The sequence below is a fragment of the Microcoleus sp. CAWBG58 genome (assembly GCF_020883045.1).
Lineage (GTDB): Bacteria > Cyanobacteriota > Cyanobacteriia > Cyanobacteriales > Microcoleaceae > Microcoleus.
Genome location: NZ_JAHRFA010000061.1, coordinates 1 through 19,678, shown reverse-complemented (window position 1 = coordinate 19,678; position 19,678 = coordinate 1). Strand labels below are relative to the sequence as shown.

Genomic DNA, 19,678 nt, shown 5'->3' with positions numbered 1-19,678 from the left:
AATTTCTCCCCATTGTTTTAGCTGTCTTTAGAAAAGATATTTGAAAGTGCCATCCTCTCGCCCGGGCCTCGCTAATATCAAATCCCGTAGCATCGGAATTCTTCATCTCTCTTCTCTCTCTGCGCCCTCTGCGCCCTCTGCGGTTAAATCATTCCGATACAATCGGAAACGATATAACCGCAAAACTCATACCGGAATCCTGTAATAACCGCGCATCATCACCTTAACATCCAAATGCTTCATATCTGCCGTAGAAGCATCGTGAATCATATTTTCAGTTGGTGCAATATAAGCCTCACCCGGTGCAATTCTCAGTTTCACCACCGGATAATCTGGATAGCGCTGCATAAACTGATAAGTTAACTGTCGCGTCCAAGGTTTCCCAAGATCAGCATCAGAACATCCCAGCATTTGAAAAATGTCCATCTCCGTCAAATTCACAAACAAAAAATAACGGCTATCCCGCCCTAAATTCACACAAATCCGATTAGTAGCCTCCTGCTTTTTATCCAGGGGCAGATTGTCCCAACTATCAGTATGCAAACCGTTGCGACAACCGCGTTTGTTATCAATTGTCGCCGTACTCAATCCCGGCTGTCGGCCTCCCATACCGCTGATAACTGGTGGCGAATCCGACAGACAAAAAGGCTTAAAATAGTCAATTAGTCGATCGAGTATCTGTCCGCATTTTTCCTGAGACTTAAACTGGGCAACCTGTAGGGGAGTGGTTAGCGAAGCGATAGCAGTATCAGCCAACAAAGTCAAAACATCCGCAGGTAAACGCACAATTCCCACACCCGCATAGTGGGGTGGCGGTTCGTCTGTCCAAAGCAGGGCCGACTCTGCGGGCGTCGGTTCCCTCCAAGGTTCTCTGGGCATAAAAGCACCTTCACAATACTGAAGGCGATCGGGCGAAGTGTCAACAGCTAGCTGCGTACCCGAACTCAGCCACACTCGGGGAATTGTGCACTCTTTTGTAGTTTCTAACTCCCGATTTTGACAGCGATAAATTACTATACTTTGACGGAGATTGCACATTATTTAATATTGCTCAATCGCACTTATTAAAAACCCGTTCGTAGTAAGGACTTTAGTCCTATCTTCCAAGTTTCCCGTTCGTAGTAAGGACTTTAGTCCTATCTTCCAAGTTTCCCGTTCGTAGTAAGGACTTTAGTCCTATCTTCCAAGTTTCCCGTTCGTAGTAAGGACTTTAGTCCTATCTTCCAAGTTTCCCGTTCGTAGTAAGGACTTTAGTTCTATCTTCCCAGTTTCCCGTTCGTAGTAAGGACTTTAGTCCTATCTTCCAAGTTTGTAAAGCAAGGACTGAAGTCCTGACTACGAACTTTTGAGGACTGAAGTCCTGACTACGAACTTTTGAGGACTAAAGTCATGACTACGAACTTTTGAGGACTGAAGTCCTGACTACGAACTTTTGAGGACTGAAGTCCTGACTACGAACTTTTGAGGACTAAAGTCCTGACTACGAACTTTTGAAGACTGAAGTCCTGACTACGAACTTTTGAGGACTAAAGTCCTGACTACGAACTTTTGAGGACTAAAGTCCTGACTGCGAACTTGGAAGGACCAAAGTCCTTACTACAAACTTTTTATACTTTGACAATCTTGCTTAGTGAGTGCAATGCGTGCAGTGAGTGCAGTGAGAACACATCGCCCCAACCTCAAACCCTTCAGCATTCGGGAACTGCCACAGAGTTTGTGTTAAAGTTGTGCGATCGACATTCTGGCGAGGAACGGAAGAAAGAGTCAAGACACGGGCTTCGTCGTCTGTGCTTTCCACCAAAATTTCGCCCTCAGCAACCTTAATAGCATCTCGGTGCAAGATGCTGATCCCGAACATTCCAGTCATTCCCAATTCTGACAGTTTACCCGCAATTTCATGGAGAAATTCCGAGTTATTGACAACTGCTGCTGAGCGTTCAACTGCTGCCGACACAGCTTCAGTAACGCGGACAAATTCTAAGGGAAACCAAACCAATTCGCCAGATGCTTGATTTTGTTCCACCTTCCACATATAAGGAATAGCATCGCCGTAGTCTGCGGTTGGCTTGACATAAGCATTGTTGCCATCAAACTCTTCAACCAACCTCTCGTTATCCGAGAGGTCAAAGTGTTTGTGAAGCAAGCAGATACCAACCTGTTTTTGCAAGCCGTGACTGCGGATGATAGCACCGAGTTCGGTCATGTTGTCTTGGGCTTGTTCCAGCAGGTCTCTTGCCGTGAAAAAATGATCTAAACTATCGAAAACATCTGGCTTGTAAGATGTCAGCATACAGGTTTAGGTTCCTTCTAAATATTCACTAAGTAGACGATATTTAACTTTTGCTCAAATGTCAACTAATTGCTCGCTATTCGCAGATTAATCTTTCTTATGCGTGAATATACCGGGATTTTATGAAAAATACCAAAACCTGTTGCTGTTGTAGGCTCTAAGCTAAAATAAATATAAAATATCAGACCTAAAATCCCTTAAAATGGTATATTCACCTGCTCCTTGGCACCTGCAAGGTTATGCTGTTCAGACTTTGCAATTGGTAGATGTAGCACGAGTGCGCCCCTTGGTTCCCCCTGAGTTAGAAATTGTCTGTTTATTGCCAGGAAAAACGCTAGGTGGCATTTATATATCCTCCTACGGGCTGGGTTCCGTGATGGAGTACAATGAGTTAATTGTAGTTAGCGCGATCGCCAGTTATGCAGGAAAATGGGGCGCTTGGATTTCGCACATCTACGTAGACAACCCTAACTCAGTAGCTGGCGGGCGCGAAATTTGGGGACTTCCGAAACAATTAGCTCAATTTAATTGGGAAGGCAGCGATTCGGTAAAAGCATCACCGCTAGGCTACCGCGTCACAGTTAGCCAAGGAAATCTGCAACTGTGCAGTCTCAATTACAGCAAACAAAGTTTTGGATTTCCCATACCTTTTAGCGGAAACGTTTTTAGCGCCGATCGCACAAATTTGCTAATGTTTAAAGGAGAGTTTCAGTCTCGCATCGGCTTTATCAAAGGCGAAGTAGAAATACCTAAAGAGAGTAGTTTTTCCAGTTTAAACTTAGGTCAGCCATTGCTCGCAGTTGGCTGCGAAGAGATGCGTTTAATTGCAAGTGCGCCCGAAGTTGTGGGAAACATAGCTGCTGAATTCAGTTATTAGCTGGAATCGGTAGGTGGGCAATATAAATATATAGCGGCTATCAGAAAGATTCGCGGACGTTGTTGGGCTTGGGCCCTCTGGGTTTATGTGGCTGTAGAAGCTTTCAGTAATAACTCATCTTTTTTAGAAAGGCTATATCTCAATACAGTTGACTTAAGAAAAATCTGACTTGCCCAAAATGGCTATATTGCCAGAAAATCGTCAGATGAAATTCATCAAAAGCATTAAGTAAACCGTATTGAAATACAATCCACTCCATCAAAAGAAGAGTTTTGAACCGTATTGGGGCGCTTTTGGCGCAGAGGCAAGAGTATTGCGAGGGTTTTGGAAAAAAACCTTTTATCCCTCCCCTCTCTGTGTTCTCTGTGTTCTCTGCGGTAAAATATTCTTAATATCTACTTCACCTCTTTATAATCAAAAAATCGTCAGATGAAATTCATCAAAAGCGTTAAGTAAACCGTATTGGGCTATATCTTTGCAAAAGTCCTTTTAATCAAATCTTGGAACTGGCAGGAAAGCCCATTCATAGCTATTTTTTCCCAAGGTCTAATGCCAAGTTACTTTACTCAAATTAAACTCTTGTCGGGAGCATCTCTGTTTTCCAAAAAACATTTTTTTATTACAGTGCTGTCGCGATCTTGGGACAGCTCGCACTATAAATGCCAAACTGAGATGCTCCCGCTCTTGTCTATCTCAAAGAGCGCTAAAGCGCAACAACGTACCTAATACAAAACTGAGATGCACTCAAATTAAATGCCAGCGCCCGGAGCCGCTTCGGCACCCATTTCTAAAACTGTACCGCGCAGAAAATCAATTTGCTTTTGAAAGTCCATGCCTTGAATCTTTCCTAATAAAGCTTTTCCAGCTTCGGGAAGTTGATAGTCAGGAGGGACGGGAATAATAGTTTCTTCATCCATTACCACCTTCTACAGTAAGGTTCGTAGTGAGGACTTCAGTCCTTCTTAATTTTTGTGGACTAAAGTCCTCACTACCAACTTTCTACAGTAAGGTTCGTAGTGAGGACTTCAGTCCTTCTTAATTTTTGCGAACTAAAGTCCTCACTACGAACCTTTTTTTACCGTTGGAACCGAGATAATAGGATTCCCAAGAAAATAGGCTGACAAACAGCCAGCCTATAATCAGGAGAAGTTTAATTGAAACTTATGGAAATTCTAGCTAAACAAACCCGAAATACCGCCGACTGCTATTGCTCCAGCCAAAGCCGAAACCACCACAGAAGTTAGAGCCGTACCGAACAACCACCAAGCAGCAGTTGCGGCGGCTTCCCGCGCATTTTCTGCTTGCTGCTTGGTCTTGTTTTTGATCTCTTTAATCCGTTTTTTGGCTTCACCTTGCAGGCGTTCGGCGCGCAATATAACGCTGTCCCGGGCTCCTTCCATTTGGTCAACAATTCGGTGAGCGTCTGTCTCGGAAATATCAGAACGAGAACTCAGCAGCGCTACTAAAGTACCGCGATCGAATTCACCCAAACGCTGTTTAATCGCGTCAAATCCGGCCTGCGGATCGTCAAATACTTTGCGGAAGTCCCGCTTGATTCCTTCGTAATTGAGCTCTGGCCGATCGAGCGAATTTAGGTAATCCCGGATTTTTGAGAAAATACCGTCAATTGTTGACTGGAACTTGTCTTGTACCATTTGAATTTGTTCGACAAACTCGTTGCGTACAGATTCAATACGATCGGCAATTTGGTTAGCTTCCTCTTCCGAAATGTCTTCCCGCTGGGACAGCAAGGCTACCAGCGTACCGCGATCGAAGTGCTTCAGCCGATCGCCCAAACTTTGCATCCCCGCTCCCGGTTCGTTAAACAACAACTGCAAATCGCGCTTGATACCGTCAGGATTGAGTTCTTCCTTGTCCGTATTCCGCAGGTAATTTTCCAAACTTCCTTGGAAATCCTTGACAGTTTTTTGAGCGCGAGATGCCAAGCGGCGGGGCGATTTCACGATGCTGCGAATTGAATCTTGCACGCGATCGATCGTCCGATTTATCTGTTCTTCGCTCAAATCTTCTCGCTGCGAAAGCAACTTGACCAAGGTTTCGCGATCGACCTGAGACAGTCTTTCCCGCAGCGCCAAGGCACCTTCTTTCGGATTTTCAAACAATTTGGTCAAATCCCGATTGATGCCTTCAGGATCGAGTTCTTCCAGGTTCGTATTCCGCAGGTACTCGCCAATTTTTGCCGTAACTTCCTCGTACTGCTGCTTAGCTTTGTCTGCAACAATTTGCGGTGCGTGGATAATGTTGTCGCGAACGGATTCGATTTTGTCGATCGCCTGATTGATCTGTTCTTCGCTGAGATCTTGGCGCTGCGACAGCAGTTGCACCAGAGTATCGCGATCGAATTGAGACAAGCGTTCTCCCAGCGCTTTCAAGCCAGCTTGCGGGTCGCTTAACAGCGTTTGAAACTCGCGCTCGATCGCTTCAGGATTGAGTTCTTCCTTATTAGTATTGCGGAGATACTCTTCTACCTTTTGGCGCACTTCTTGCGCTTTCGATTTCGCTTGCTCTTGCAATTCTTGAGCTTTGGAAATTACGCGATCGCGCGAACTTTCCAGACGCCCGATTAACTGATCCGCTTCCTCGGGGCTGAAATCCTCGCGCTGGCCGAGCAATTGTACCAAAGTATCGCGATCGAAGTGTGACAGGCGATCGCGCAAAGCCTCAAAACCAGCATCGCGATCTTCCAACAGCGCTTGGAAGTCCTTCTCGATACCTTCAGGATTCAATTCTTCCTTACCAGTCGATCGCAAATAATTCTCAATCCGGCTGTGCAAATCCTGAGACTGTTCCTCACCAGCAGCACCTTGCACAATTTCCAGAACTTCTTGGCGCACGCTTTCAAGCTGTTCAGAAATTTCCGCAGCCTGTTCCTGACTGAAGCCCTCGCGGCGGCCCAGAATGCCTGCAAAATACTCAGGATTTAACATCTCTAACTGGCGCAAAATAGCTCCCGGAGAAGCTTCGGCATCGTAAATAACATCCCTAAATTCCTGCTTGATAGTTTCTCGGTTGAGATGCCAAGGTTGAGCATTCAGCAAGTAATTTTCCACATCAGCCTTAGCCGTATTGAAAGGCAGCGCAGGCACTTTGTCGCCCACCTTAGAAGCCAAAGATTTAGCTTGTTCCTTGCCTTTTTCAGTCAATTGCTGTAACTGACCAGAGATTTTTTCCACATCCAAATCCGACAAATCCGTCCGCGACAAAACAGTGCCGACAAGAGCTTCTACACCCATCTGCATCGCGCGCTTCATGCCGCTGCTGGATTCCGATTTGTTTTCCCGAGTTTCCAGAATTTGAGATAGCTTGGCATTCAGTTCATCAGACTTCAGCAAATCTGGAGCCGCAAATTTCAGAAAATCAATCAATTCTAAATTCGGGTCTTTCTTATCTTGCTGCTTGCCGAAAGTTTGCTTCCAAACACCTTCGAGTTGGTCGGCCACTTGATTGACTTCATCCTTAGAAAAATCGCTGCGGCTGCTAATTAAATCCACAAAAGTCTGGCGGTTAATATTCTTCAGAACATCGCTTCCCGCCAGAGATTTGATATCAGTATCGCCCAGCAACTTTTCAAATTGACCGCGAATTTCCTTAACATCCAGCTTCGGTAACTGCAAAGAACCGACATAATCTTGGATGGTTTCGCGAATGCTATCAGGGTCTACAGCCGAGCCCAACTCGCGGCGGACAGCAGCCACAGACGCCTCTACAGTGTTGACCATTTGGTCGCTAGCCATCTTGCCGCCGATCGCAGAACCAGCAGTACCCATGACACCTTGAATGCCGGAAAAAGCAGTTTTAATCAAGGAACCAATCATCGAACCGACGGCGCTAGAACCGAGCCATACCAGCGTTAAAAAGTACGCCGACCAAATGACCACACCAATAATTGCCGCTCCGTCTACCGAGGCAATTGAAGTTAGTTTGACCGCCAGAAAACAAGCTAAAAATAAAGCTAGGTTAACTGTAACTAAAATCCAACCGCCGACCAAGCCTTCGATCTTGCGAACTTTAGTGCCCAAAGTTTCGGACTCATCATCGTCATCGTCGGGTAAAGCCTCGTCCCAGTTGGAGATTTTAGCTGCGATCGAGAAATTTGTTAACAGGAATTGGAAGCCAAAAGCCATGATGACTCCGGCGATTAATGCCACAAAAAACTGAGGACTCAGAAACATCAGCCCTCCGAGATCGGGGTGGTCAAACGGGACATCTATTTCTACTGGCATTTGAGCAATATTGAATTTGGGACTGTACAGCGACATGAATAACTCGCTTTCAAACAACATAAATTACCTCCTAAAGTTTGATGCCTAATTAGGCATATTGAAATCTGCCCCTAACTTTTAAGTAGGGGATTTGGGACTTTTTAGATAGTGGTTTGTTTTGTCAGGCTTTATCTTACAGAAGCCTTGATTCGTGCAATCTGGATGAGTAGTAAATCAGTTATCTAGCTATGTCATCCTTAGTGCTGATTATGGCCTTTGAAGCTGAAAAATAAATCCCCCTAAAGTCAGAAATAAGCTTTTTTGTGAGTTATAGCAGCAGAGCTCGCCCAAAAAAGGCAAGTTTGAAGTGGGGGCGATGGCTACAAATTATGAATAGCAGTCAAGTAAGATAGAGCGCACGCTACATAGCGTAGAGTGCGCTATTGAGTTAGGATTGCGTTTGATTTCCCGGGAGAAAACGAGCTAGTAATTTCGGGCGATCGAGGTGCATACTCAGTTGCATCATTTCAAGAGGTTCTAGTTGAATCAAAGGCTCAATTATTTCGGCTAATTCTTCATCAATCTCGCCAAATCTTACTTGTAATATACTTTCAAGAAAATCGCGTTTACTTTGCTCGATACCTTGCTGAATACCTTGCTCGATACCTCGCTGAGTTGCTTCTTCAAGCCGTTGTAAATATAGCGGTGATAGTTCCATAAATAACTCCAGATTTTCTCGATATTAAATAATAAAGTGATATTTAGCGCACGCTACAGATTGTAAAGTGCGCTGCTGAGTCAGGATTCCGGTTGATTTTTTTCTTCAAAATGAGCTAGCAATTCAGAGCGATCGAGCTGCCTAATTAGTCGCGTGCGATCGAGGGGTTCTAGCTGAATCAAAGGCTCGATTATTTGGGCTAATGCTTCATCAATTTCGCCAAATTTAACTTGTAGCATACTCTCAACTATCAGGCGTTGACTGCGCTGGATACCTTGCTGAATACCTTGCTGGATACCGCGCTGCATACCTTGCTGCATACCGCGCTGAGTTGCATCTTCAAGTCGTTGCAAGTAGAGGGGTGACAGTTCCATAATTAACTCCCGATCTTCTCGATCCGTGTCTTGGCGAACTTCTAAAATCGTTCGCAAGTTGTACAACAATTCTAACGCGTTCAACCGAAACAAATTATCAGAGGGTAATTCTCTCAATTCGGCAATAGCTTGCTTTTGGACGTTTCCCTTCCCCAAAACCCTCAGCCACAGCGTTTCGGGAGTGCGGGGGAGTTGGTGAATAGCAACGATTGCTGCTTTCAGAGACACATTCAAAAAATAAACTCCACTTACCCAATTTTCAGGTTCAGAAGTCGCCCCAAATCCAGCTAGCATCGCATCGGAAACAGTCGGCGACAGTATCCAGAGTTGGGGCAAATCAGCCTCTGCAATCCGGGTATTATCTCTAGTGGCGGCTCGTTCATATTCGGCATGGACATCAAAGAGTTTACCCAAACAACTGCGAATTTCTCCGGTTTGCACAGGACTGCGGAACGGTTCAATTACAGCGGGTTTTGCTGCAATTTGACCCAGAATACCGAGGGCTGTTGGTTCTACATCAGGTTCCGCTTTCGGGGCAAAGAAAACGTCAATTTGCCTCACTTCTCCAGCAATGTCACGGCTGGTTTCGACATTACCGAGAGGGGTTAATAATTCTTTGAGATATTGTTTGGCAAATTGGTCGTGAATGAATCTGGTCATGAGAATTATCAGCTAGAAACTGTTTAAAAACCTCACGGGCAACTATCAACTGTCAACTATCAACTGTCAACTATCAACTGTCAACTGTCAACTGTCAACTGTCAACTGTCAACTGTCAACTGTCAACTGTCAACTGTCAACTGTCAACTGTCAACTGTCAACTGTCAACTGTCAACTGTTTGCAACATTTACCCTCACAATTGCGCCTGCTGCGAATACAGCCGTACTCCTCAAAACGTTCGCTGTGTTTGCGAACAGTAGGATAGGCTACCAGATGTAAAGGAATTCCGATTAGTTTGTAAACCAATCGACCAGCAGCATGAAGAATATCCCAAGTTTCGCTTAAGTTAGGTTCTCGCACAAATTCTCCAATTTCATCTTGTAATGCAATCCACTGAGATTGCAGAGTAGGATGGTGACAATTATCAAATGCTGTCATACCTTTTTGATAACTTTTCCAAAGTTTATTCATAGATTTCATCAAATCAGGCTGAGTTCTGATAATATCAGAAGTTAATCTGAGATGACAATTATCCGGTATTTTAAGGAAATCAGCCAATGCGACTCTCTCAAATGCTTTTCGTCACCCTGCGGGAAGACCCCGCAGAAGCAGAAATCCCCAGCCACAAACTATTACTCCGTGCTGGATACATCCGACGCATCGGTAGCGGTATTTACGCTTATCTCCCTTTGATGTGGCGAGTTCTCAAAAAAGTATCCCAAATTGTGCGCGAAGAAATGGACGCTACCGGCGCTCAAGAATGTCTCCTCCCGCAACTGCAACCTGCCGATTTGTGGCGGGAATCCGGCCGCTGGGATACCTACACTCAAGCTGAAGGTATCATGTTTGCTCTGACTGACAGGCAGCAGCGAGAAGTTGGACTTGGCCCAACTCACGAAGAGGTAATTACTACAATTGCTAAGGATATGATTCGTTCTTATCGGCAATTACCCGTACATCTCTATCAAATTCAAACTAAGTTTCGTGATGAAATTCGCCCGCGTTTTGGGTTGATGCGCGGTCGCGAATTTATTATGAAAGATGGCTATTCTTTTCACACGAGCGAAGAAAGTTTGAAGAAAACTTATCAGGATATGGCTCAAGCTTACAGCAATATGCTGCGCCGATCGGGCTTGGAATTTCGAGCGGTAGATGCTGATTCTGGTGCGATTGGTGGCTCTGGTTCTCAAGAGTTTATGGTGCTGGCAGAAGCGGGAGAGGATGAAGTTCTCTATACTGAAGATGGTCAGTATGCTGCTAATGTGGAGAAGGCTGTGTCGATGCCTGCTGATGCCCAAGCTTCGCCTTTTGCAAGTTACGAAAAGCGGGAAACGCCGGGAACTGAAACAATTGCTAAACTTTGCAATTTTTTGAAGTGTTCTCCGACGCAAGTTGTCAAAAATGTGCTTTATCAGGCTGTTTATGATAATGGTATGACTGTCTTGGTGTTGGTAAGCATTCGCGGCGACCAAGATGTGAATCAGGTAAAGTTGCTGAATGAATTGACAAAGTTGGCGGGAAATTATCAAGCTAAAACAATCCTATTTTTGACGGTTCCTGATGCGGAAGCTCAAAGAAAATGGGCGGCTAAATCTTTGCCTCTGGGTTATATCGCTCCGGATATTGCTGATGATTATATTGCTGGGAACCCCCCCCAACCCCCCCTTGGTAAGGGGGGGCAACAAGACTCAAATCCCCCCCTTACCAAGGGGGGGCAAGGGGGGGTATCTCCTAAGTTTTTGCGTTTGGTCGATCGCACTGCTGTCGATTTAACAAACTTTGTCACTGGTTCTAACGAGTCAGGATACCACGTGGTCGGCGCCAATTGGGGTAAAGAATTTACGCTACCAGCAATGGTTGTGGGCGTTAGAACTGCCAAAAAGGGCGATCGGGCGGTGCACAATCCCGAACAAACTTTGCAAACCGCCAGAGGCATCGAAGTCGGCCACATCTTCCAATTAGGCACCAAATACTCGCAAGCCATGGGGGCCACCTACACCAGCGAACAAGGCGAAGAAATGCCGTTTATCATGGGCTGCTACGGCGTCGGCGTGTCGCGGCTGGCTCAATCTGCGGTAGAACAATCCTACGACAAAGACGGAATAATCTGGCCAGTGGCGATCGCGCCGTATCACGCCATCATTAGCATCCCCAATATTTCCGACGCCCAACAAGTAGAAGTCGCCGAAAAACTCTACAATGAACTCAACCAATCCGGAATTGAAACCTTACTAGATGACCGCGACGAACGAGCAGGAGTTAAATTCAAAGATGCAGATTTAATCGGCATTCCCTATCGCATTGTTCCGGGTCGTTCGGTGAAATTAGGGAAAGTTGAAGTTGTGGAAAGAGCAACTCACAAAGCCCAGGAAATTCTGATTGAGGAAGTCAGTTCTACTTTAAAACAGTGGATTGATGCTGCCATCAAATAAGTTTTTGTAACGGTAATACCAATTTAATGTGAAGTTGCATATATCTCGATCCCCTAAATTCCCCTGGTGGGAGGGGGGACTTTGACCGGAATCTTGTCCCCCCCTTAATTAAGGGGGGTTAGGGGGGATCGGATTCGGGAGTAGCCTCACAAAAAATTGGTATAAGGTGCTTGCTGCACCTACATTGAGGCTAGCAAGGTGCTTGTGGCGCACCCTACATAAACTTATATAAAACTTAAAACTCGACATGAATCTGAACCTAAATCAGTTTCTTCGATTCCCTCAATCCCGAATAGGGCGCTACTTAACCCAAGTAACTCTCGTGGCGATCGCTTACGCCGTGGGGGCGAGGCTAGCATTTGCAATTCAAGGTGTCAATCCCTTTGCTTCCTCGGTGTGGCCGCCCGCAGGAATTGCACAAGCCGGACTTTTATTGTTTGGCCCAAAAGCCTGGCCTGCGATTGTTTTGGGTATATTTTTTCTCAATTTAGTTAACCCAAGCGAACAGATATTTGCAATTTGGGTGGGAGGCAACGTAGGAGCAGTTTTGCAAGCTGTTTTTGCAGCCACTGTGCTGCGCTGGCTGGGGTTTCGTCCGTCTCTAGAACGTTTGAAAGATGTAGTTAATTTAATTTTATTGGGCGGTTTAGTTTCTACTCAGATTAGTTGCACTATTGGCGCGTTTTCCATATATTTAGCTGGCCAAGTAGATTGGGCAGAATACTGGTCGCTCCGGTGGAATTGGTGGCTGGGAGATGCAATGGGAGTTTTAATTTTAACTCCTTTGATTTTAATATTTTTGCGTCCTAAGGCAACCGCCGATCGCTTAAAAAGACAAACCGAACTCCCTAAAAATTATTTAATTTGGCGGGGAGTATGGTTAATATTATTAATTGGGGCAAGCTGGCTTGTCTTTGAGTCAAAAAATGAAGTTTCTATTTCTCGCTATCCCCTGGAATATTTGCCGTTTCCTTTGATAATTTGGGCGTCGCTCCAATTCGGTCAGCGGGCCGCTGTCTTAGGATCGTTTATTGTGTCAAGTATCGCAATTTTTGGCAGTTCTCACGGAGCTGGGCCATTTATAGCTAAAGCCGAAAATATCAGTCAGGCTATCTTATTTTTACAAGCTTTTATGGCGGTAGTTACGATTACTTCGTTGTTATTAGCCGCGACGGTAGCCGAACGCGCGGAGGCAGAAAAATCTCTGCGAGTAAGCGAAATTAAATATCGAGAATTGGTGGAAAATGCTAACAGTATTATTGTCAAACTAGCTCCCGACGGCACGATTACTTTTTTTAATGAGTTTGCAGAAATATTCTTTGGCTACAATCAGGAAGAAATCCTGGGGAAAAGTGCTGTGGGAACAATCATTCCCATGAGCAACATCGAAGGGAATAACTTAGAGTTGGTTTACAATCAGATTTTACAAAATCCCGATCGCTTTACTAGCTATGAAAATGAAAATATCCGGCGTAACGGATCTCGCGTTTGGGTGTCTTGGGCAAATAAGCCGCTGGTTGATGCAGCAGGAGAACTTTTGGGCATTCTCTGCATCGGGACAGATATCACCGATCGCCGAAAAGCTGAAATAGAGCTCCAAAAACTGAACGAAAAGCTGGAAATCCGAGTTGCAGAGCGGACAAATGCCCTGAAACAAAGCGAACTTCAGCTACAGAAACAGAAATCGGCATTAATTGATTTAGCCAAAAATAAAGCGCTGAATCAAGGCGACTTAACCAAAGCGCTTCAAGAAATCACTGAAACTGCTAGCCGTACTCTGGAAGTTGCGCGATCGAGTATCTGGTTGTACGATCGCCCTAAATCCAAGATGGAGTGCCTGGATTTGTTCGATCGCGCTCTCAACCAGCACTCAGACGGTTTAGAATTATCAGCAGCAGACTATCCTGTCTATTTTCAAGCACTCCGAGAAGAGCGCGCAATTGCTGCCTTTGACGCGCAAAAAGATTTTAGAACTCGAGAATTTGTAGAATCTTACCTAATTCCGTTCGGCATCACTTCCATGCTAGATACGCCGATTCAAATAGGCCCAGAAACAGCAGGAGTTCTCTGTTTGGAACACGTAGGAATGCCCCGTTATTGGACTATCGAAGAACAAAGTTTCGCTGTTTCTCTAACAGATTCTGTAACTTTTGCAATGGAAGCGCGAGAACGCCAGCGCGCTGAAGCAGCACTGCGGCAAGCTGAGGCAAAATACCGCAGCATATTTGAAAATGCGATCGTTGGCATCTTTCAAACTACTCCAGATGGAGAATATCTTAGCGTCAACCCAGCTTTAATTCGCATTTATGGTTACAGTTCCTGTGAGGAAATGCTGGAAAAGTTAACTGATATCAACCGCCAGCTATATGTAGACCCAGAACGCCGCGCCGAAATCATCGAATTAATGCGAAAAAACGGCAAAGTATCGGATTTTGAATCTCAGGTTTACCGTCAAGACGGCAGTATAATTTGGATTGCCGAAAATGCTTATACTGTCTCTGATAGACATGGCAATTTACTTTATTACGAAGGTACTGTTCAAGATATCACAACTCGCAAAGAAGCTGAGGCAGCTTTGCGTTTAGAACAAGAAAAATCTGATCGTCTCCTGCTGAACATTTTACCGAAACCGATCGCCGAAAGACTCAAACAAGACCAAAGCATCATCGCCGATACTTTTGCCGAAGTCACAGTATTGTTTGCAGATATAGTCGGTTTTACCCAAATTAGTTCCCAAATTTCTCCGCCGGAATTAGTTTCCTTGCTTAACGACATTTTTTCGACATTCGATCGCCTAGCCCAAAAGCACGGATTGGAAAAAATTAAAACGATTGGTGACGCTTACATGGTAGTAGGAGGGCTGCCGATGCCCCGCAGCGATCACGCAGAGGCGATCGCCCAAATGGCCCTGGATATGCAGCAGGCGATTATTGACTTCAGCAATACCAACAATCAAGATTTCAGCATCAGAATCGGCATCAACAGCGGCCCGGTTGTCGCCGGAGTCATCGGCATCAAAAAATTTATCTACGATTTGTGGGGAGACACAGTTAACACCGCTTCCCGTATGGAATCTCACGGCTTACCCGGTCAAATTCAAGTTACATCTGCAACTTACGAGCGATTGCAGGACAAGTATTTATTAGAAAGTCGCGGCACCATTGAAGTCAAAGGCAAAGGCGAGATGAACACTTATTTTATCACAGGAATCAAGTTATAAAATAAGGAAGATGAAACAGGCAAAAAGGAATAAGCAATAGTAGTTGTAGGGTGTGTCGCTAGTGAAAAAAAAACTCAATTTGAATCAACTTTTTGAGTAGCAACGCACCTGTGCTTAGCTCGTACAAACAAAGCCAACAATTCTATTTAAATAATTAAAAATCTTCTAATAGTTTTGACGGTTGGTATAGTTAGTTAAAAATATAAAAGTCACTATGAACCAAAACAAAAATCAATTTATGCGATTTATTCAATCTATAAATTGGCAATATTTAGGAAAAATAGCTGTCATTGCCTTTGCTTACGCTTTAGGAGCTAAAATAGCATCTTCAATCCCCGGCGTGAATAAATTAGCTACCTGCGTCTGGCCGCCCGCAGGAATTGCCCAAGCAGCAGTTTTATTATTTGGTCGGCGCCTTTGGCCGGGAATAGCTTTAGGCGTATTTTTTTACGAGACTCTCAACCTCAAAATATCCTTAATAAATGCAACAATTAGTGCTTTTTGCGGTTGTTTGCAAGCTTTATGTGCATTTACTTTGCTGCAACAGTTCAAGTTTCGCCCCTCACTGGCTCGACTAATTGATGTAGTCAATTTAATCTTTTGCGGTGCTGTAGTTGCCACTCAAATCAACTGCACTCTCGGCACGCTGCGGCTGTGTTTGACTGGTCTTATTGACTGGAGAGAATATTGGGAAATTCGGTGGAATTGGTATCTTGGAGACACCTTAGGAGTTTTGATTTTTACTCCGATGCTGCTAATTTTTTACCAAAAAATAGCGACACGCAATCAACAAATAATTAAGATTAAAACACTTGTAAATATAATTTTGTGCGCCATATGTTTGCTACTATTAATAATAGTAAGTTGGCTAGTATATACATCAAAAACTAATAGCAATCTATCCGGCTATCCCCTAGAATACTTGCCATTTCCGTTGGTGATTTGGGCAACCATTCAATTCGGTCAGCGCGGGGCTGTTTTAGCATATTTTATTGTATCCAGTATTGCCATTTGGGGAGGTTCTCAGGGAGGTGGCCCGTTTATTGCCAAAGCCATAAATATTAATCAAGCAATCTTATTTTTGCAGGCTTTCATGAGCGTAATTGTAATTACTTCGCTGCTGTTAGCTGCCACAGTAGCAGAACGCGCATCAGCAGAGGACTTGCTGCGGCAAAGCGAAGTTAAGTATCGGGAATTGGTCGAAAATGCTAACAGCATTATTTTAAAACTAGATACAGAAGGTAATATTACTTTTTTTAACGAGTTTGCACAGAATTTTTTTGGTTACAGAGAAGAAGAAATACTGGGAAAACACGCAGTTGGCACAATTATACCCCAGACAGATACAGCGGGAAACGACCTGGCGGTGTTATTGAGCAATATTTTAAATAACCCGGAACAGTATACAACAAATGAAAATGAAAGTATGCGGCGCAGTGGATCTCGCGTTTGCGTATCCTGGGCAAATAAACCGCTGTTTGATGCGGCCGGAAAGTTCGCGGGGCTGCTGGCAATCGGTACGGATATCACAGACCGCAGGCGGGCTGAAATTGCGCTTTGCAAGCTGAATGAAGAGTTAGAATCTAGAGTTGAAGAACGAACTAATGCTCTCAATGAAACTTTAAATGCACTGCGAGTTCAACAGGCACAGTCAGAACGGTTGTTGTTGAATATTTTGCCGGAAGAAATAGCAAATCGGTTGAAGCGGGGAGATAGCACGATCGCAGATACTTTTGCTGATGTTACTGTATTATTTGCGGACATCGTAGGTTTTACTCAATTGAGTGCGCGAGTTTCTCCAACAGAATTAGTTGCGTTGCTGAATGATATTTTTTCGACTTTTGACAACTTAGCAGAAAGGCACGGTTTGGAAAAAATTAAGACGATTGGCGATGCTTACATGGTAGTGGGAGGGCTGCCAATTACTCGCCCCGATCACGCAGAGGCGATCGCAGAAATGGCCCTGGATATGCAGCAGGCAATTATTGAATTCAGCAATACCCACAATCAAGATTTTAGTATCAGAATCGGGATCAATACCGGCCCGGTTGTCGCTGGAGTCATCGGTATTAAAAAATTTATTTACGATTTGTGGGGAGACACAGTTAACACCGCTTCCCGCATGGAGTCTCACGGTTCGCCTGGGTGCATTCAGGTTACATCTACAACTTATCATAAATTGCGAGAAAAGTATTTTTTTGAAAATCGCGGTGAGATCGAAGTTAAAGGTAAAGGGATGATGACTACTTATTTACTGCAATGCAGAAAATTGGTTTAATCAAGGTTTGATCGTTCGGACTTCAGTCCTTTCTTTTCAAGTTTGTAGTGAGGAGTTCAGTCAGGTTTTATCGTTCGGACTTCAGTCCTTTATTTTCACATTTGTAGTGAGGAGTTCAGTGCTTTATTTTGCAATTCAGGAAGAAGGACTCGCATTCCTCACTACGAACGGGTTTGATCGTTCGGACTTCAGTCCTTTCTTTTCTGACTTAGGAAGAAGGACTCGCATTTCTCACTACGAACGTTTGTTTGTAAAAGTAAAGGCGATCGCACTTTTAATATACGCGATCGCCCTTTGCTCAACTAACAAGATTATTTAAAGCTTGTAAAGATTAATTCCAGCTTCCTTAGCCATAATTTCCAAACCCTTGTGCTCCAAGGTTTTAATCGCCTTCGTAGAAAGGTGTAACTTGACCCAACGCTTCTCCTGCGGCCACCAAATCCGCTTCCACTGCAAATTAGCGCCTTGCAACTTGTGAGTGCGGTGGTGCGAGTGAGATACCGCAAAACCGTTGTTCGCCTTCTTGCCCGTTAGCTGACATTTCCGTGACATATTGCCCTCCAGACTACTTGTTTTTGATGCAGCCTTTCATTATAGAGCAACTGCGGACTACCCCCCTAGCCCCCCTTGTTAAGGGGGGACAAGAAAACCTCCAATCGCTCTCTCAGCAAGGGAAATCAACTTTTGCCAAGGTACGTTGTTGGGATGCGAGCCCTCTTTACACATATAAGCAAAGAGGGCTCGCATCCCAACAACGTACCTAGTTTGTTTGACGAGTATCAAACCGCCCCCTTAGCAAGGGGGGTTGGGGGGATTAATTACATTGCACGTTCAGTCAATTTTGTCAAGACATGGTTCGATCGCTCGACAAACTCCTGCATCCCTTCAGCATCGAAACCCTTCTGGGCCATCAAAGCCAAGTCATAAACGTGGTGACAAATCATGCTGGCCAACTGCGCCGAGGGAGACTCGCCGCCGCCTTGAATAATCGCACCCTGACTCAAATTAGCCAGATTTTGAATCAGCGGGTGAGACGTATTCACCAGCAAAACGTGTTCATCGGGGAATTGCGCTGCTTGCTGCTGCAAAAGCGCCGTCATATCGCGCATCCGGCGCAAAGCTTCTGGTAACAGGACGATCGCAGGTGGCGCCGCCTCAGCAGAGTCAGACTTCAAAGCTTCAGTGCGGATGTTCACTTTCGGCTTGTTGAGAGCATTTTGGAACAGTTCTTTAACTTGTTCGCTGCGAGTTTTATTAGTCGCCGGATCGACAATTTCGGCTTCTTTTTCTTTGTCAATTAGCGTGTCGTCGATGTCGGAATCCACCCGCGAGAATTTAACATCTGAGTATTCGCGTTCCAAGAAACTGATAAAGTGCGTGTCAATGAAAGAATCCATAAACAGCACTTCTAAACCTTGACTTTTGTGCAGGGCAACATAAGTTGCTTGTGACGCAGGTTCAGTGCAGTAAAAGACGCGATTTTCGTGGCGTTTTTGATTGCGTTCCAAATACTCTTTCAGAGTCGTGTAAGGTTGCGTCGAAGTAGAACCGTCCGATTTGGGAGTGACATCTTGCCACAAATCTCCGTCCTCAGTTTGCACCTGTACTTCTGGCGTTGCAGTTTCCGGTTTTTCTGCGGTTGGTTGGTAGGTGCTGCGGTAGATTAAAATATCTTCGACTTGTTTTTTGAACTTGTCATCGTTGAGAGAACCAAACTTGACAAAAGTGCCGATATCTTGCCAGCAGCGGATGTATTCATCGCGATCGTCGCGGTAAAGTTCTTTTAGGCGATCGCCCACTTTTTTGGCAATATAATCAGCGATTCTCCGCACAGTGCGATTGCTTTGCAAAGAACTGCGAGAAACGTTCAGCGGAATATCGGTACTGTCAATGACTCCCCGCAGCGGCATCAAGAATTTAGGGATGATTTCTTCGCAGTGATCGCTGACAAAAACCTGGTTGCAGAAGAGCTTAATATTGCCTTGGGTAACATCAACATCCGGCCGTAGTTTGGGAAAGAACAGAATTCCGTTGACAATGAAAGGATAATCTGTATTCAGGTGAACCCACAGCAGCGGCTCATCCTGAAACGGGTAAAGATAGCGGTACAGTTCTAAGTAATCTTCTTTTTGCAAATTGCTGGCTGATTCCCGCCAAATTGCCTTGTGCTTGTTGAGTTGCTCTCCCTCAAAGTTGATGGGAACTGGCATGAAATCGCAGTAGGTTTTAATTAACTGCTTGATGCGACTGGATTCTACATATTCCAGTTCTTCATCTTGTAGGGTAAGAGTAATTGTAGTACCGCGTTCGGTGCGAGCAGATTCTGACAGTTCAAAAGCGGGGGAACCGTCGCAAGACCAGTGTATTGCCTGGGAATCTTCTTTGTAAGAAAGGGTTTCAATATCTACTTGCTTTGCCACCATGAAAGATGAGTAGAAACCGAGACCGAAGTGACCGATAATTGCATCGTCGCCGCTGCCTTGGTATTTTTGAATAAATTCTTCAGCGCTGGAGAAAGCGACTTGGTTGATGTATTTTTTTACCTCATCGGCGGTCATGCCGATGCCGTTATCGGAAATAGAGAGGGTTTTGTTTTCTTTGTCGA

General features: G+C 44.8%; 14 protein-coding genes. 5 read left to right on the top strand and 9 right to left on the bottom strand.

Translation table 11 applies throughout. The annotated features are described in order from the left end of the window. Positions 1-186 precede the first annotated feature (186 nt). Positions 187-1,038: a hypothetical protein gene (locus QZ918_RS23400; protein WP_293338841.1), complete on the bottom strand. Its 852-nt coding sequence runs from the start codon at positions 1,036-1,038 to the stop codon at positions 187-189. Between the two features lie 589 nt (positions 1,039-1,627). Next, positions 1,628-2,290, bottom strand: a complete 663-nt coding sequence (locus QZ918_RS23395; RefSeq protein ID WP_293338838.1) for a glycerol-3-phosphate ABC transporter substrate-binding protein — start codon at positions 2,288-2,290, stop codon at positions 1,628-1,630. A 202-nt stretch (positions 2,291-2,492) separates the two neighbouring features. On the opposite strand from QZ918_RS23395, the gene QZ918_RS23390 reads away from it, so the two are divergent. Beyond that, the gene (locus tag QZ918_RS23390) at positions 2,493-3,167 is read left to right on the top strand and encodes an acetoacetate decarboxylase family protein (RefSeq protein ID WP_293338835.1); all 675 of its coding nucleotides are present in this window, start codon (positions 2,493-2,495) and stop codon (positions 3,165-3,167) included. A 749-nt stretch (positions 3,168-3,916) separates the two neighbouring features. Here the strand turns inward: QZ918_RS23390 and QZ918_RS23385 are convergent. From QZ918_RS23385 to QZ918_RS23365, 5 genes are all read right to left on the bottom strand, one after another. After that, positions 3,917-4,084 (bottom strand): orange carotenoid protein N-terminal domain-containing protein, encoded by a 168-nt coding sequence (locus QZ918_RS23385; protein ID WP_293150924.1) that lies wholly within the window; start codon positions 4,082-4,084, stop codon positions 3,917-3,919. A gap of 255 nt (positions 4,085-4,339) precedes the next feature. After that, a complete protein-coding gene (locus QZ918_RS23380; RefSeq protein ID WP_293338832.1) occupies positions 4,340-7,471 on the bottom strand; it encodes an MFS transporter in 3,132 nt (1,043 codons plus the stop codon). A gap of 367 nt (positions 7,472-7,838) precedes the next feature. Further along, positions 7,839-8,108: a hypothetical protein gene (locus tag QZ918_RS23375; RefSeq protein WP_527250424.1), complete on the bottom strand. Its 270-nt coding sequence runs from the start codon at positions 8,106-8,108 to the stop codon at positions 7,839-7,841. 80 nt (positions 8,109-8,188) lie between these two features. After that, a complete protein-coding gene (locus QZ918_RS23370; protein WP_293338829.1) occupies positions 8,189-9,142 on the bottom strand; it encodes a hypothetical protein in 954 nt (317 codons plus the stop codon). A 157-nt stretch (positions 9,143-9,299) separates the two neighbouring features. Continuing rightward, a complete protein-coding gene (locus QZ918_RS23365; protein ID WP_293338827.1) occupies positions 9,300-9,614 on the bottom strand; it encodes a hypothetical protein in 315 nt (104 codons plus the stop codon). An 86-nt stretch (positions 9,615-9,700) separates the two neighbouring features. On the opposite strand from QZ918_RS23365, the gene proS reads away from it, so the two are divergent. The 4 genes from proS (at position 9,701) to QZ918_RS23345 (ending at position 17,392) form a co-directional block, all read left to right on the top strand. Further along, positions 9,701-11,575 carry a proline--tRNA ligase gene (gene proS, locus QZ918_RS23360; protein ID WP_293338824.1) on the top strand — a complete coding sequence of 625 codons (1,875 nt, stop codon included), beginning with the start codon at positions 9,701-9,703 and terminating at the stop codon, positions 11,573-11,575. A gap of 247 nt (positions 11,576-11,822) precedes the next feature. After that, complete coding sequence (locus QZ918_RS23355; RefSeq protein ID WP_293338821.1) at positions 11,823-14,795, top strand: adenylate/guanylate cyclase domain-containing protein; 2,973 nt, start codon at positions 11,823-11,825, stop codon at positions 14,793-14,795. Positions 14,796-15,009: 214 nt separating this feature from the next. Continuing rightward, positions 15,010-17,073: an adenylate/guanylate cyclase domain-containing protein gene (locus QZ918_RS23350; protein ID WP_293338818.1), complete on the top strand. Its 2,064-nt coding sequence runs from the start codon at positions 15,010-15,012 to the stop codon at positions 17,071-17,073. Positions 17,074-17,191: 118 nt separating this feature from the next. Beyond that, entirely contained in the window at positions 17,192-17,392 is a 201-nt protein-coding gene (locus tag QZ918_RS23345) for a hypothetical protein (RefSeq protein WP_293338815.1), read from the top strand. Here the strand turns inward: QZ918_RS23345 and rpmB are convergent. Then, complete coding sequence (rpmB, locus tag QZ918_RS23340; protein WP_293150949.1) at positions 17,389-17,625, bottom strand: 50S ribosomal protein L28; 237 nt, start codon at positions 17,623-17,625, stop codon at positions 17,389-17,391. The two genes, QZ918_RS23345 and rpmB, sit on opposite strands and share 4 nt — an antisense overlap. Before the next feature lie 266 nt (positions 17,626-17,891). After that, positions 17,892-19,678: molecular chaperone HtpG (gene htpG, locus QZ918_RS23335; protein WP_293338812.1), on the bottom strand; the 1,787-nt coding region annotated here is incomplete at its 5' end.

Coding starts and splice junctions, on each gene's coding strand:
- QZ918_RS23400 (WP_293338841.1), bottom strand. CDS start 1,038: ATGTGCAATCTCCGTCAAAGTATAGTAATTTATCGCTGTCAAAATCGG.
- QZ918_RS23395 (WP_293338838.1), bottom strand. CDS start 2,290: ATGCTGACATCTTACAAGCCAGATGTTTTCGATAGTTTAGATCATTTT.
- QZ918_RS23390 (WP_293338835.1), top strand. CDS start 2,493: ATGGTATATTCACCTGCTCCTTGGCACCTGCAAGGTTATGCTGTTCAG.
- QZ918_RS23385 (WP_293150924.1), bottom strand. CDS start 4,084: ATGGATGAAGAAACTATTATTCCCGTCCCTCCTGACTATCAACTTCCC.
- QZ918_RS23380 (WP_293338832.1), bottom strand. CDS start 7,471: ATGTTGTTTGAAAGCGAGTTATTCATGTCGCTGTACAGTCCCAAATTC.
- QZ918_RS23375 (WP_527250424.1), bottom strand. CDS start 8,108: ATGGAACTATCACCGCTATATTTACAACGGCTTGAAGAAGCAACTCAG.
- QZ918_RS23370 (WP_293338829.1), bottom strand. CDS start 9,142: ATGACCAGATTCATTCACGACCAATTTGCCAAACAATATCTCAAAGAA.
- QZ918_RS23365 (WP_293338827.1), bottom strand. CDS start 9,614: ATGAATAAACTTTGGAAAAGTTATCAAAAAGGTATGACAGCATTTGAT.
- proS (WP_293338824.1), top strand. CDS start 9,701: ATGCGACTCTCTCAAATGCTTTTCGTCACCCTGCGGGAAGACCCCGCA.
- QZ918_RS23355 (WP_293338821.1), top strand. CDS start 11,823: ATGAATCTGAACCTAAATCAGTTTCTTCGATTCCCTCAATCCCGAATA.
- QZ918_RS23350 (WP_293338818.1), top strand. CDS start 15,010: ATGAACCAAAACAAAAATCAATTTATGCGATTTATTCAATCTATAAAT.
- rpmB (WP_293150949.1), bottom strand. CDS start 17,625: ATGTCACGGAAATGTCAGCTAACGGGCAAGAAGGCGAACAACGGTTTT.